12 protein-coding genes and 2 pseudogenes are annotated in these 14,386 nt (G+C 67.5%); 11 read left to right on the forward strand and 3 right to left on the reverse strand.

The features are described from left to right. Positions 1-297 precede the first annotated feature (297 nt). The 4 genes from imuA (at position 298) to ACM0PB_RS00185 (ending at position 6,036) form a co-directional block, all read left to right on the forward strand. The gene (gene imuA, locus ACM0PB_RS00170) at positions 298-912 is read left to right on the forward strand and encodes a translesion DNA synthesis-associated protein ImuA (protein ID WP_053499642.1); all 615 of its coding nucleotides are present in this window, start codon (positions 298-300) and stop codon (positions 910-912) included. Positions 913-921: 9 nt separating this feature from the next. Continuing rightward, on the forward strand, positions 922-2,331 hold the full coding sequence (locus ACM0PB_RS00175; protein WP_005417086.1) for a Y-family DNA polymerase: 1,410 nt from the start codon (positions 922-924) through the stop codon (positions 2,329-2,331). A gap of 6 nt (positions 2,332-2,337) precedes the next feature. Beyond that, positions 2,338-5,448: an error-prone DNA polymerase gene (locus ACM0PB_RS00180; protein WP_171955499.1), complete on the forward strand. Its 3,111-nt coding sequence runs from the start codon at positions 2,338-2,340 to the stop codon at positions 5,446-5,448. An 81-nt stretch (positions 5,449-5,529) separates the two neighbouring features. Next, complete coding sequence (locus ACM0PB_RS00185; RefSeq protein WP_005417089.1) at positions 5,530-6,036, forward strand: hypothetical protein; 507 nt, start codon at positions 5,530-5,532, stop codon at positions 6,034-6,036. Between the two features lie 30 nt (positions 6,037-6,066). On the opposite strand, the gene ptsJ is transcribed toward ACM0PB_RS00185, so the two are convergent. Further along, positions 6,067-7,353, reverse strand: a complete 1,287-nt coding sequence (gene ptsJ / locus ACM0PB_RS00190; RefSeq protein ID WP_053499651.1) for a MocR-like B6 salvage transcription factor PtsJ — start codon at positions 7,351-7,353, stop codon at positions 6,067-6,069. A 76-nt stretch (positions 7,354-7,429) separates the two neighbouring features. On the opposite strand from ptsJ, the gene ACM0PB_RS00195 reads away from it, so the two are divergent. The 7 genes and pseudogenes from ACM0PB_RS00195 (at position 7,430) to ACM0PB_RS00225 (ending at position 10,947) form a co-directional block, all read left to right on the forward strand. Beyond that, positions 7,430-8,203, forward strand: coding sequence for a YggS family pyridoxal phosphate-dependent enzyme (locus ACM0PB_RS00195; protein ID WP_065185754.1), 774 nt, complete (start codon positions 7,430-7,432; stop codon positions 8,201-8,203). Beyond that, complete coding sequence (locus ACM0PB_RS00200; RefSeq protein ID WP_005417093.1) at positions 8,200-8,901, forward strand: glutamine amidotransferase; 702 nt, start codon at positions 8,200-8,202, stop codon at positions 8,899-8,901. Before ACM0PB_RS00195 ends, ACM0PB_RS00200 begins: the two co-directional genes overlap by 4 nt. Then, positions 8,898-9,122, forward strand: a complete 225-nt coding sequence (locus ACM0PB_RS00205; protein WP_005417095.1) for a hypothetical protein — start codon at positions 8,898-8,900, stop codon at positions 9,120-9,122. The genes ACM0PB_RS00200 and ACM0PB_RS00205 overlap by 4 nt, the downstream gene beginning before the upstream one ends. Before the next feature lie 108 nt (positions 9,123-9,230). Continuing rightward, positions 9,231-9,737, forward strand: a complete 507-nt coding sequence (locus tag ACM0PB_RS00210) for a hypothetical protein (protein ID WP_005417100.1) — start codon at positions 9,231-9,233, stop codon at positions 9,735-9,737. Between the two features lie 125 nt (positions 9,738-9,862). Continuing rightward, positions 9,863-10,069: pseudogene (locus ACM0PB_RS00215) on the forward strand (RNA polymerase sigma factor); the annotation flags it as partial. Between the two features lies 1 nt (position 10,070). Further along, positions 10,071-10,241, forward strand: a pseudogene (locus ACM0PB_RS00220) (ChaN family lipoprotein); the annotation flags it as partial. Continuing rightward, positions 10,234-10,947, forward strand: a complete 714-nt coding sequence (locus tag ACM0PB_RS00225) for an energy transducer TonB family protein (RefSeq protein ID WP_005417103.1) — start codon at positions 10,234-10,236, stop codon at positions 10,945-10,947. The pseudogene ACM0PB_RS00220 and the gene ACM0PB_RS00225, both read left to right, overlap by 8 nt. A 216-nt stretch (positions 10,948-11,163) precedes the next feature. Here ACM0PB_RS00225 and ACM0PB_RS00230 read toward each other — a convergent pair whose 3' ends face one another. Then, on the reverse strand, positions 11,164-12,066 hold the full coding sequence (locus ACM0PB_RS00230) for a cation diffusion facilitator family transporter (RefSeq protein WP_005417104.1): 903 nt from the start codon (positions 12,064-12,066) through the stop codon (positions 11,164-11,166). A gap of 28 nt (positions 12,067-12,094) precedes the next feature. Then, entirely contained in the window at positions 12,095-14,383 is a 2,289-nt protein-coding gene (locus ACM0PB_RS00235; RefSeq protein ID WP_053499657.1) for an Orn/Lys/Arg family decarboxylase, read from the reverse strand. Positions 14,384-14,386 lie beyond the last annotated feature (3 nt).

The following is a 14,386-nucleotide window of genomic DNA, read 5'->3' on the forward strand; positions in this document are numbered from 1 at the left end:
TGCCGACCTTGGTCGGCACCGCGCTTTACCGCTATCCACGCATGGCGTGGATCTACCAGGCTGCGGCATGGATTTGCCGTGGCTCTCCAGTAGATCCACGCCATGCGTGGATGCTTTCCCCCTTCAGCAACCTGAAACCGGACCCTCCGATTTCATTAGTAATTCTACTTACAACGCGAGTAGCATGTCTGGTCTCAGCCCCTGATACCGGCCCGTCGATACTCGCGCCATGCCTGCCGTTTCCGCCCGTTCCTGCCGCTTCCAGCCCACCCGGCGCCTCCCCTGGAGGGCTGACTGATGGGTGCCGTCGTCGCCCTCGACCGGCTGCTGGACGGGCGCCAGCTGTGGCGTGGCCCGGCCCGCCAGGGCCCCGCCAGCGACCATCTGGCCAGCGGCCATCCGGCACTGGATGCACGCCTGCCCGGCGGCGGCTGGCCGGCCAGCGGGCTGTGCGAGGTACTGCAGGCGGCGCCCGGCGTTGGCGAACTGGCGCTGGTCTGGCCGGCACTGGCCAGGCTGAGCCAGCGCGACCGCCCGATCGTGCTGGTCGCTCCGCCCTATCGCCCGCACGCTCCGGCCTGGGCAGCGGCCGGGCTGGAACTGGCCCAGCTGCAGGTCATCCAGGCCACGCCGAAGCAGGCACTGTGGGCCGCCGAACAGTGCCTGCGCTCTGCGGCCTGCGCGGCGGTACTGTGCTGGCCGCATCAAGCCGACGACCGCGCCCTGCGCCGCCTGCAGGTGGCCGCCGACAGCGGCCAGTGCCTGGGCTTCGTGTTCCGCGAGGCGCAGGCCGCGCGCAATCCCTCCCCGGCCAGCCTGCGCCTGCAGCTCGACCACGGCCAGGTGCGGGTGCTGAAGTGCCGTGGCGGCCTGCCGCCGGCACAACCGTTGCCGCTGGCCATCGCCCACTGAGGACGCGCCATGCACTGGGCCTGCCTGTTGTTGCCGCAGTTGGCGCTGGACAGCGTGCTGCGCCTGCAGCCCGACCCACAGCGGCCCTTGGTGCTGCTGCAGGGGCCGGCACAGCGACGCGTAGTGCGTGCAGTCAGCCCGTCAGCACGCGCCGCGGGGTTGCGCCCGGGCATGCTGCTGTCGGCTGCACAGGTACTGGTGCAGGACATGCACCTGCACGACTACGACCCCAATGCCGAACAGCACACCCGGCAGCTGCTGGCCAGCTGGGCCTATGCCTACAGCTCGCAGGTCAGCCTCGATTTTCCGCATGCGCTGGTGCTGGAAATCGGTGCCAGCCGCGCCCTGTTCGGTGACTGGCTGACGATCCAGCAGCGCCTGCGCAACGAACTGCACGAACTCGGCTTCCGCCACCGCCTGGTGGCCGCGCCTACCCCACATGCCGCGCGCGTGCTGGCCAACGTCCACGATGGCCTCGGCCTTGATGCGCAGCAGCTGCCGGCGGCGCTGGCGCAGCTGCCCCTGGCGCGCTGCGGCCTGCCCAGCGAGGCGGTGACGGTGCTTGGCCGTTCCGGCCTGCGCACGTTGGGCGCGGTGCTCAAGCTGCCGCGCGACAGCCTGGCCCGGCGCTTCGCCCCCGAGGTCCTGCAGCAGCTGGATGCATTGCGCGGGCTGCCCACCGCGCCATTGCGCTACTACCAGCCACCGGACCGTTTCGATGCGCGCATCGAATTCGAATACGAGATCGAATCCAGCCAGGCCCTGCTGTTCCCGCTGCGCCGCCTGCTGCTCGACCTGGCCGCGTTCCTGTGTTCGCGCGATGGCGGCGTGCAGCGCTTCGACCTGCATTTCGAGCATGACCTGTTGCCGGCCAGCGTGCTGACCATCGGCCTGTTGGCGCCCGAACGCGATCCCGCGTTGCTGTTCGAGATCGCGCGCAACCGCATGGAAGCGTTCGCCCTGCCGGCCGGCAGCCGCGCACTGCGCCTGCAGGCCGAACAGCTGCCGCCGTTCGTGCCCGCCGCGCGTGACCTGTTCGATACCCGTCCGGCGCAGGCGATGCCGTGGAACCAGCTGCGTGAGCGCCTGCGCGCGCGGCTCGGCGATGACGCCGTGCAGCCGCTGGCAGTGCAGGCCGACCATCGCCCCGAACGCGCCAGCGGCACCCAGCCAGCAGCCAGGCCACCGGCATACTGGCCACTGCGCCCCGGTTGGCTGCTGGACGCTCCACAGCCGCTGCGTGACCCGCGCCTGCGCATCATCGCCGGGCCGGAGCGGATCGAATCGGGCTGGTGGGACCAGGCTGACGCGCGCCGCGACTACTACGTGGTGGAAACCGCGCATGGCCAGCGCGGCTGGGCCTTCCGCGCGCGCAACGATCCGCATGCGCCGTGGATGCTGCACGGCTGGTTCGGCTGAGCCGCCATGCGCAGCGAACTGCCCGGCTACGCCGAACTGCACTGCCTGTCGGCCTTCAGTTTCCAGCGCGGTGCTTCGATCGCCGAAGAGTTGTTCGCGCGCGCCGCTGGCCAGGGCTACCGCGCGTTGGCGATCACCGACGAATGCTCGCTGGCCGGCATCGTGCGTGCCTGGCAAGCGGCGAAGGCGCATGGCGTGGCGCTGATCGTCGGTGCCGAATTCCAGGTCGAGGACGGGCCGAAGCTGGCCCTGCTGTGCACCGACCAGGCCGCCTATGCCGGGCTCTGCCAGTTGATCACGACCTGCCGGCGGCGGGCTGCCAAGGGCGAGTACCTCTGCCTGCGCGAGGACCTGCTCGGCCTGCCCAACGGCCTGCTCTGTCTATGGCTGGACCGGCAACCGGCCGCTACCGACCTGGAACTGCTGCGCACCGGCTTCAATGATCGGCTGTGGCTGGCGGTGGAACTGCACCGCGAACACGATGACGCACGCCGCCTGCAGCAGCTGCAGGCCTTCGGCGAACGCCACCGCCTGCCCCTGGTCGCCAGTGGCGACGTGCACATGCACGTGCGACGCCGCCGCGCCCTGCAGGATACGCTGACCGCGATCCGCCACCGCTGCAGCGTGGCCGAGGCCGGCTGGCGCCTGTTTCCCAATGGCGAGCGCCACCTGCGCCCGCGTACCGCGCTGGCCCAGCTGTATCCGCCCGAACTGCTGGCTGAAACCCTGCGCATCGCCGAGCGCTGCCACTTCACCCTGGAACAGCTGCAGTACACCTATCCGCGCGAGCTGGTGCCCGAAGGACACGATCCGGACAGCTGGCTGCGCGTGCTGGTCGAGCGCGGCATCCAGTGGCGCTGGAAAGGCGGCATCGAAGCGAAGCAACGCACGCAGATCGAGCACGAACTGGCGCTGATCAAGCAGAAGAACTACGCCTCCTACTTCCTCACCGTGCAGGACATCGTGCGCTTTGCGCGCAGCCAGGACATCCTCTGCCAGGGCCGTGGCTCAGCGGCCAACTCAGCGGTGTGCTTCGTGCTGGGCGTGACCGAGATCGACCCGGCACGCAGCAACCTGCTGTTCGAGCGCTTCATCTCCGCCGAGCGCGACGAACCACCGGATATCGACATCGACTTCGAGCACGAGCGGCGCGAGGAGGTGCTGCAGTACGTGTTCAAGCGCTACGGCCGCGAGCGCGCCGCACTGACCGCGGTGGCGATCAGCTACCGTGGCCGCAGCGCGATCCGCGACGTGGCCCGCGCGCTGGGCCTGCCGATGGACCAGGTCAACGAACTGGGCGCGGCGATGGACCACTGGGGCGGCAACATCCCGCTGCCGGAAACCCTGCGCGAGCGTGGCTTCGATCCGGACACGCCGTTGATGCGGCGCCTGCTGGCACTCACCGCAGAGCTGATCGATTTTCCGCGCCACCTGTCGCAGCACCCGGGCGGTTTCGTGATTTCCGAGCATCCACTGTCGACCCTGGTACCGGTGGAGAACGCGGCGATGGCCGACCGCACCGTCATCCAGTGGGACAAGGATGACCTGGATGCCACCGGCCTGATGAAGGTCGACTGCCTGGCATTGGGCATGCTCACGGCCATCCGCAAATGCCTGGCGATGCTGAAACAGCATGGCCTGCACAGCGGGCGCATGGATGCGATCCCCGACGAAGACACCCCCACCTACGACATGATCAGCGCCGCCGACACCATCGGCGTGTTCCAGATCGAGTCGCGCGCACAGATGGCGATGCTGCCGCGCATGCAGCCACGCAACTTCTACGATCTGGTGATCGAAGTGGCGATCGTGCGTCCCGGCCCGATCCAGGGCGACATGGTGCATCCCTACCTGGAGCGGCGCCGGATCCTGCGCGAACAAGGCCCGGACGCGTTGAACGACCCGGACAACCCGCTCTACCCACCGCAGCTGGAACGCGTGTTCGCGCGTACGCTGGGCGTGCCATTGTTCCAGGAGCAGGTGATGCAGCTGGCGGTGGATGCGGCCGGCTACACCCCGGGCGAGGCCGATGCCCTGCGCCGTTCGATGGCGGCCTGGAAGCGCCGCGGTGGGCTGGAACCACATCGCGAGAAACTGCTGGCCGGCATGCTGAGAAACAACTTCAGCCGCGAATACGGCGAGCACCTGTTCGAGCAGATCAAGGGATTCGGCGATTACGGTTTCCCGGAAAGTCATGCCGCCAGCTTCGCCCTGCTGACCTATGCCAGCTGCTGGCTGAAGTGCCATCATCCCGCCGCGTTCACTGCCAGCCTGATCAACAGCCAGCCGCTGGGTTTCTACAGCCCTGACCAGCTGCTGCAGGACGCGCGGCGGCATGGCATTACCGTTCTTCCCGTGGACGTACGCCACAGCGACTGGGACTGCACGCTGGACTTCAGCAGGGGGCCGGCGGCGATCCGTCTGGGCCTGCGTCTGATCGACGGCTGCAACGAAGATGCCGTGCAGGCCATCATGCGCGAGCGCGCGCGGCGCCCGTTCGACGACGTCGGCGACCTGTGCCAGCGCACCGCGCTGGACCGCCGCCAGCAGGGCCTGCTGGCCGATGCCGGCGCACTGCGCGGGCTCAGTGGCCATCGCCATCGTGCACGCTGGGATATCTCGGGCGTAGAGAACCGGCTGCCGCTGTTCGACCAGGCCCGTGCCACTGCCGAAGCCCGCGTGCCCCTGCCACTGCCCAGCGCCTGGGAGGACATGCAGGCCGACTACCGCAGCACCGGCACCACCCTCGGCCGCCACCCGATCTCGTTCCTGCGCGCGCAGCTGCGCAGCCGCGGCTGCCTGGATGCCGCGCAGCTGGCCGGGCACGGCCATGGCCGCCGCGTGCGCATCGCCGGACTGGTGCGCATGCGCCAGCGCCCGCAGACCGCCAGTGGCGTTACCTTCCTCACCCTTGAAGACGAGACCGGGATGGTCAACGCCGTGGTCTGGCGCCACCTGGCCGACCGCCAGCACCGGGTGCTGGTCGACACCCAGCTGATGCAGATCGATGGCCGCCTGGAGCGCGTTGATGGCGTGCAGCATGTCATCGTGCAGCGCATGCACTGCCTGGATGAGCTGCTGCAGGGACTGCGCAGCCACAGCCGCGATTTCCACTGACGATACAGATCGTCACACAACGAACTGGCCTTTGCCCGCTGGCATCCGCTATCGTCGGCCTATCCAAGGAAGGACGACCCGATGCCCCGTGTGCTGCTGCTGACCACCCTGGTGGTATCGACCCTTGCCCTGCTCGTTTCCGGCTGGACCGCCTGGAGCCTGCATCGCAGCCAATCGCCTGAGCGGATCATCGAAGCGCGCGGCCTGGTCATCCACGATGGCACTGGCCAACCACGGCTGATCCTCGGTGCGCCGGTGCCGGACCCCCTCAGCAGGGGCCGCACCCAAGGACCGCGTGCAACCGCGCTGTCCGGCCTGATCCTGCTTGGCCCCGACGGTTCCGAGCGCGGCGGTTATGGCACCAGCGACCGCGGGGGCGAAGCCCTACTCACTCTGGACGATGCCACCGGCACCACCGAAGTCTTCAAGGTCGTCGCCAATCCGGACCGTGGCGCCAGCCTGATGGTCAAGCACCAGAACAATACCGGCGCCATGCTCACGTCCTGGCAGGGCAAGCCGGAGCTGATGTTCGTCGATGACAGTGGCCAGTCCTACTACGTGCGCCCCAACGCCAACGCCGCGCCCTGATCTGCTTCTAGCGTCGAGCATGGCTGGGCGCTATACCCCACACACCGCCGCCAGGTCATCGGCCAGCTGCCGCAGCTGCGCCGCCCCCAGCGCCGCGCAGGTGATGCGCAGGCCATGCGCTGGTGCAGCCACCGCAAACACTTCGCCAGCACGCACATGCCATCCGCGCGCAGCCAGCGCCAGCACCTGTGGATGGCTGTCGGCCGGCAACGGCAGCCACAGGTTCAATCCCTCCATCGGCAACGGCGTCGGCACGCCACGCACGCGCAGCAGTTCCTGTAGCGACTGCAGGCGCTGCTGATACCGCTCGCCTGCCGAGGCGATCTTTGCCCGCTGCGGCGCCGATGCCAGCACCGAAGTGGCGGCATCCTGCAGCAGATGACTGACCCAACCGATGCCGGACGCCAACCGCAACCGCAACCGCATCGCGGTCTCGTCATCACAGGCCAGCCAGGCCAGGCGCAGGTCGGGGCCGAGCGGCTTGGACAGCGAACGCAGCAGCGCCCAGCGCCGGCCATCCAGCGGCAGTACCGAGTGGTAGGCCTGCTGCGAGAGCAGTGCGTAGTGGTCATCGATCAGCACCGCCACCTGCGGATAGGCCGCCAGCAGCTGGCGCAACGCCCGTGCCCGCTTCGCATCCAGGCTGGCCCCGGTCGGATTGTGCGCCCGTGGTGTCAACAGCACCGCGCGTGCACCGGCCTCCAGCGCCTGTCGCAGCGATTCGACCTGCATGCCATGCGCATCCATCGTCACCGGCAACGGCGCATGGCCGACGGCATTGAGCACATTGAGGCTACCGAGGAAGCATGGATCCTCCACCGCGATGCGATCGCCCGGCAGCAGCCATGCCGCCAACAGGCGCTCGATGCCATCGACCGCGCCATGGGTCAGCTCCAGCGCGTACCCCTCGGGGCAATCCGCATCCAGCGAGGCGCGTGCCAACGCCTGCAACCTCGGGTCGACCGTGCCCACGCCATACAACCGCGGTGCCGCCGCGGCCAGGCGCAGGCTGGGCAACAGGCGCGGATCCGGGTTGCCACCGGCCAGGTCCTGCAGCGCCAACCCCGGCGTACTGCCCTCGCGCGCCAGCATCGGCGGCAGGCCACGCACCACCGTGCCGCGCCGGCCTGCGGTGCTGGCCAGGCCGGCCGCGTCCAATCGCTTGTAGGCGGCGGCCACGGTGTTGCGATTGACCCCCAACTGATCGGCCAGATCGCGAACCGGCGGCAGCACGCTGCCGGCCGGCAGACGGCCTTTGCCGATGCCATCGCGGATGCTGTCGAAGATCGACTCGGCGCTATGCCCGGTGATTTTCATTTTGTCCTATGCCAAAATAATTCTTGTCCTGTGCCAGTGTATCCCACCCTGGCCGCCCTGCATTGGAGGTGCCCGCATGCCCCTTGCCGCCGCCGACTGGCCCGTCGCCCAGTCTGTTGAACAGATCGCCGCCAACCTGGTCACGGTGCGCCAACGCATCGCCGATGCGTGTGCCCGCGTCGGCCGGGACCCGGCCAGCGTGCGCCTGCTGCCGGTCAGCAAGACCGTCGATGACGCCCGCATCCGCATGGCGGTGGCCGCCGGTTGCCGCGAGCTGGGCGAGAACAAGGTGCAGGAGGCGCAACGCAAGGCCGAGACGATGGCCGATCTGGGCGTGCACTGGTCGGTGATCGGGCATCTGCAGACCAACAAGGCGCGCTACGTGGCGCGCTTCGCCAGCGAGTTCCAGGCGCTTGACAGCCTGCGCGTGGCCGAAGCGCTGCAGCAGCGCCTGCAGCTGGAAGACCGCACGCTGGATGTTTTCGTGCAGGTCAACACCTCCGCCGAACCCAGCAAGTACGGACTGGAACCCGCTGCCGTCGAGGCATTCGTGCAGCAGCTGCCAGTCTTCGACCGGCTACGCGTGCGTGGCCTGATGACTCTGGCCATCTTCACTCCCGAAGTCGAACGTGTGCGCGCGTGCTTCGTGCGCCTGCGCGAACTGCGCGAGCAGCTGCAGCGTACCGCCCCACCCGGCATCGACCTGTCGCAGCTGTCGATGGGCATGTCCGGCGACTTCGAAGTGGCCATCGAGGAAGGCGCCACCGTGGTCCGTGTCGGCCAGGCCATCTTCGGCGCACGCGCCACCCCGGACAGTTTCTACTGGCCCAGCAATGGAGCCCCGGCATGAAGCACGCGGTTGTCCTGCAACACGTTGCCTTCGAGGACCTTGGCACCCTGCAACCGTTGCTGCTGGCCCAGAGCTGGCAGCTGCAGGTGCTGCAGGCGGGTGTAGATGCACTCGATCCGGCCGAAGCGGCTGACCTGCTGGTGGTGCTGGGTGGCCCGATCAGCGTCAACGATGTTGATGTTTACCCGTTCCTCAACGATAGCATCGCGCTGTTGCAAGGGCGTTTGCAGCAGCAGCGGCCCACGCTGGGCATCTGCCTGGGCGCGCAGCTGATGGCACGTGCACTCGGTGCCGATGTCGCCGCCAGTGGTGGCAAGGAGATCGGCTTTGCGCCACTGCTGCTCACCGATGACGGTCAGCGCTCGCCACTGCAGGCCCTGCAGGGCATTCCGGTACTGCATTGGCATGGCGAGGCGTTCGAACTCCCAGCGGGTGCACGCCGCCTGGCCAGCACGCCGGCCTGCCGCCACCAGGCCTTTGCCATCGGTAACCATGCGTTGGCACTGCAATGCCATCCGGAGCTGGACGCGCGCCAGTTCGAGCGCTGGCTGATCGGTCACACCCTGGAACTGGCGCAGGCCGGCATCGATCCGAACGACCTGCGCACGCAGGCGCGTCGCTATGGCGCGCCACTGGCCGCGGCCGCCACCGCGATGTTCGACCATTGGCTGCAGGACCTGCCGGAGCTACCGCGATGAACTACCGATTGCAGATCCACCGCGATGGCGCCTACTGGGGCCACTTCGACTGCAGCGGCCCCGATGCCATGCAACGCATGGACGCCATCGCCGCACAGCTGCCTGCAGACCAGGGCTTCCAGCTGAAACGGCAGAAAGGCATCGGCGAAGAGCGCATCCTGTCCAGCAATGCCGATGGCCTGCGCGTACTGGCTTCGCAGATCCAGTACCGCGACCTCTGACGATCGTCACGGTAGTGCCGGCCGCTGGCCGGCACCTGACGGGCAACAGATTTGCCGGCCAGCGGCCGGCACTACCCCGGCTGTTCGCCCGCGTGCGAAGCTTCACCCATGCTGACCCTGCAACGCGGCAGCCACCACGGACTGCTCATCGCACCGCGCTGGCCCTCTACCCGCATCCAGCTGGAAGAAGAAGTGCTGCAACGTTTGCTCGACGCGCAGGCATTGCTGCCTGCCGGGCTGGGCCTGCTCGTCACGCGCGGCTTCGAACCCAGCCACAGCCGGCTCGGCGGCTTCCGTCGTGGCGTGCGCTGGCTCGGCATCGCGGTGTTCCGCGCCTGCTATCCGCAGCGCCATGATGAAGTCGATGCCATCTTCGGCGCCAACGGCCACGACATCGATGGCCGTCATATCGATGTCTCAGTGGTATTGCACGGCAAGCGGCTGCGGCTGCTGCCACTGGGCGTGTTCACCCCGCCGCGCTGGCAGCAGCGTCGCACCGCCCGCCATGCCGAAGCGATCGCCCGGGTGAAGCGCAGCCTCCAGCACTGCGGTTTCGAGCTGCATCACAACCCCACCGAAGCCCTGCAGATCCACTGCGACTTTCGTCCGCGCTGACCTCGCAGTCGGCCACGCATGCCGCGCCTCGCGCCCATGGATGCAAATGATTCTCTTTTGCTGTAAGGTGTAGCCGCTGCCCTTGCCGCCGCGGGCTGTTCCCTTTCCCAGTTGTCGCCCGCCCCGTGTCCACGCCTGTCGAACCGACGGATGTCGCGCAGCTGTGCGCGGCCCACTACCAGCCGCTGCACGCCCATGTCCGCCGTAAGCTCCCGCAACGCAGCGACGCCGATGATGTCGTCCAGGAGACCTGGCTGGGCGTCGTCAGAATCGCCGCCAGTGGCCTGCTGAGCAATGGCCGCGCCTACCTGTACCGCGTCGCCCACAACCTGAGCCGCGGCACCCGCGCTGCTGGTGGCCGGTCGCTGGCATGTACTGCGCGGTACTGGCATGCCGGGCTACCTGCCAGCGGGCACACCAGCGCTGGTGATCGCGCTCGCTTCAGTCGGTGCATCCGTCGATGCGACCGACGCCGACCTGCTATGGGTGCTGGACGATGAGTGAGCGCGGCCAACACTGGCAGGCGATCGCCATCAGCATCGGGCTTCACCTGTTGCCCCTGCTGCTGTTGGTGCACTGGGTGGCCGCGCCGCCATTGCTGCCGCCGCCCGAGCAGGACGTGCGCATCAGCCTGCGCCTGCTGGCACCGGCGACGCCGCCGCAGCCAGTGGAAGAACGCCAGGCCGACACCCCCAGCCAGGCGCAGCAGGCGCGCGCATCCCAACCCACGAAGTCGCCCCCTCCACCGAAGCCCACCGCCGCACGCGAGGGCGAAGTGGCCGCCAGCGAACGCAGTGGCGCTGGCCGGCAAGCCCTGCCGGTCGCCCCGCCTGCGGCCGCGACCGATGCAAGTCCCGCACCGGCATCGATCACGGCCGCGCCGCCCGCTCCCGACGCCCCACCGGCGGACTTCCAGGCCGGCGCCGCCAGCGACCAGTGGGAAGCCCGCCTGATGGCGCGGCTGGAGCGCTATCGCTACTACCCTGCTGCGGCCCGCTCACGGCGCCAGCAGGGCACTGCCTGGGTCAGGGCCAGCATCGATCGCCAGGGACGCCTGCTGGCCCTGCGGTTGGAGCAGTCCAGTGGCCAGCCGATGCTTGACGGCGCCGCACTGCAGACCTTCCGCCGCGCGCAGCCGCTGCCGCCCATTCCCGATGAACTGAAGGCACCACAGGAACTGGTGGTGCCGGTGGAGTACTACCTGCGCTAGGCGTTGTGGAACTGTGCTGCAGTCTGCAACCTCAACCCAGGTTCAGGTCAAACACATCCGGCGCAACAGAGCAGTCCGCCGTGTGCAACGATCGCAGCGTGCTGTATCGCCGGGCCCATGCCCGGCTGCTCCATGCGAACGGCAGCCGAGCATGGGCTCGGCTCTACAGGGGAACAGAACCTGGCCGGGCGAGGCCCCGGCGCGAAAGAGGCAGGGCTACGTCCACGCCGGATCCGCAGTGAAATCGATGGTCAACCAGAACGTGCTGCCCCGCGCATCCAGCCGCACGGCGATCTCATCGCGCATCGCATCGACCTCGCCCACCGAGCCCAATGGCGTACCGGGGTCTGCCAGCACATGGATCTCGATGAAGCGCATCCGCCCCATCTTCGCCACGTGGCTGGTGAAACCGGCATAGCCACGCTCGGACACGAATGCCTGCATTACCTGCTGCACGCGCCGGTCCAGGTCATCCGGCGCCACCTGCAGCACTTCGCGCATGGCCTTCCATGCACTGCGCGCCGGCACTGGCAGTACCGCCAGGCTGATCAACGCCAGCACGATCGAATCCAGGTACGGGACCCAGTGGTGCCACTTGCCGCCATGCAGGACAAGGGCCAGCACGAAGGCCAGCACCACCGCCAGGCTCATCAATCCACCCAGCAGCCAGCCTCTTACATCCAGCCACAACAACGCCGAGCGCAGGCGCCGCGCACGCTGCGCGACGAACGTCGCCATTGCCAGGTTGCAGGCACTCAGCAGCGCCGCCCACCACAGCGCGGGCCCGAATTTCACTTCGTGCCCGCCCGTGGTCAAGCCGATGACCGCGTTGGCCAGCGCGTACACGCAGGCCAGCGACAGGATCACCCCACCGAGTGCCTCGACCATCGGCTCCAGGTGCCAATAGCCATACTGGAAGCGCGGGCTCTGCTCCCGCGCCACCAGCCGCAGTACCGACAACGAAACCAGAGTCAAGGCAACGTCGACCAGGCTGTACACGCCGTCGAACAGGATGGCCTGCGATCCCACCAGCAGGCCACCGATGAAGCCGACCGCGCTCACCGCGATGGTCACCCCGATGGAGAACTTCAGGATGCGTTGCTCGCGCGCGGTATCCATCGCTCGCCGAAGGGCCGACCGTCCCCGGTCAGGCCTTCAGCACCTCCACCCTGTACGAGGTCACATCGCCATCGTGCTCGATGATGAGCCCGTGCACATCCGACTCGAAGCCCGGGAAACGCGCATTCTGTTCACGGGCAATACGCAGTGACTGGATGATCGGTTCGTCGCTGTCGCCGAATCGCTCGCCCGGCATGATGGTCGGAATGCCCGGCGGATACGGCACCAGCATGGTCGCCGCGACGCGACCACTGAGCTGCTCGATGTCGACCCGCTCGATCTCGCCCTTCACCAGGTGGTTGTAGGCATCGGCCGGGGTCATCACCGGCGTCGGCAGATCCACGTACATCTCGCGCATCACCTTGGCGACCTCGAATTCCTGGTTGAACGCGTGCAATGCATCGCACAGGTCACGCAGTCCCCAGCCAGCGTAGGCAATCGGATAGTCCGCCGCCAGCGTCGGCAATGCCTGGCTCAACGGCGCGTTGCAGTCGTACAGCTCCTTGAAGGCCATCAGCTCGGTGACCAGCGTGCTCCACTTGCCCTTGGTGATGCCCATCGAGAACAGGAACAGCACCGAATACAGGTTGGTCTTCTCCACAGTGATGCCGCGGCCCCACAGGAACTTGCTCAGCACCGCCGCCGGAATGCCCAGCTTGCCCATGCTGCCGTCCATCGCCAGGCCCGGGGTCAGCAGGGTCACTTTGATCGGGTCGATCAGCACGTAGTCATCGACCAGATTCTCGAAGCCGTGCCAGTGCGCATCCGGCTGCAGGTACCACTCCTCGCGCTTGGCCACCAGCGGAGCCGGCGTATCGCCCTTGTCCAGGCTGCGCTCGACCTTGGTCGGCTGCCAGACACTGAACCACCAATCGTCGCGCCCGAGGTCGTCACGCACGTGCAGCATCGCGCGGCGGAAGGCGATCGCCTCGTCATGCATTTCCTGCACCAGCGAACGGCCGGCCTCGCCCTCCATCATTTTCGAGGCCACGTCACAGGCCGCGATCACCCCATAATGCGGGCTGGTCGAGGTGTGCATCATGAACGACTCGTTGAAGCGCTCGGCATCCAGGTCGCGCTGCGCCGAGTTGCGTACGTGGATCATCGACGCCTGCGAGAACGCGGCCAGCAACTTGTGGGTGGAATGCGTGGTGAAGATGATCGCATCCTGCTCGCGCGGCTTGCCCTTGGCCATGCCGTAGTGGTTCTCATAGAACGGATGGAACGCGGCGTAGGCGTACCAGGCTTCGTCGAAGTGCAGGAAGTCGACCGCGCTGCCGATTTCGTCGGCGATCTTCTCGGCGTTGTAGCACAGGCCGTCGTAGGTCGAGTTGGTCACCACCGCAATGCGCGGCTTGGAACCGGCCTTGTAGGCCTGGCTGGCCAGCGGGTTGGCGGCGATGCGCTGCTGCAGCGATTCCGGTGTGAACTGATCCAGGCTGATCGGGCCGATGATGCCGTGTGCGTTGCGGCTTGGGGTGAAATACACCGGCACCGCGCCGGTCATGATCAGCGCGTGCAGCAGCGACTTGTGGCAGTTGCGGTCGACGAACACCACGTCGCCGCGGGCCACCGTGCCATGCCAGACGATCTTGTTGGCGGTGGAGGTGCCATTGGTGACGAAGAAGGTATGGTCGGCACCGAAGTTGCGCGCCGCCTCTTCCTCGGCATCCTTGATCGGGCCGGTGTGATCCAGCAGTGAGCCCAGCTCCGGCACCGAGATCGACAGATCGCTGCGCAGGGTGTTCTCACCGTAGAACTGGTGGAACGCACGGCCGACCGGCGACTTGGTGAATGCCACGCCGCCTGCATGGCCCGGCGTATGCCAGGAGTAGTTCGACTCTGCCGCATGATGGATCAGCGCCTTGAAGAACGGCGGCAAGAGATTCTTCATGTAGTCTTCGGCCGCGCGCATCACCTGCCGCGAGATGAAGCTCTTGGTGTCTTCAAACAGGAAGATGAAGCCGTGGATGTACTTGAGCAGCTTGCTCGGCACCTTTTCGATGGTGCGACGCTCGCCGTACAGGAACACCGGCAGGTTGGCGCGGCGCGCACTCTGCTCGCGCAGGAAGGCGGTGAGGCGTTGGAACTCGCCATCCACCTCTTCGCTGCCATCGATCGAGATCAGCACCGCCGAGGCCGCCACGTAGGTACGGGCTCCGGCACGCGCATCATCCAGGTTCAGCCCGCACAGCACCCGCTGGTCGTTGCTGCGCAGCTCTTCCACCAGGGCGCGGATCAGGATGCCGCCGATGCGCGGCGACTCGTAGTCGTTGTCGATGACAATGACCGGGTAGTCCAGGGACTTGAAGTACACGTT

Origin of the sequence: Stenotrophomonas sp. AR029 (genome assembly GCF_047520695.2) — a bacterium.
Lineage (GTDB): Bacteria > Pseudomonadota > Gammaproteobacteria > Xanthomonadales > Xanthomonadaceae > Stenotrophomonas > Stenotrophomonas sepilia.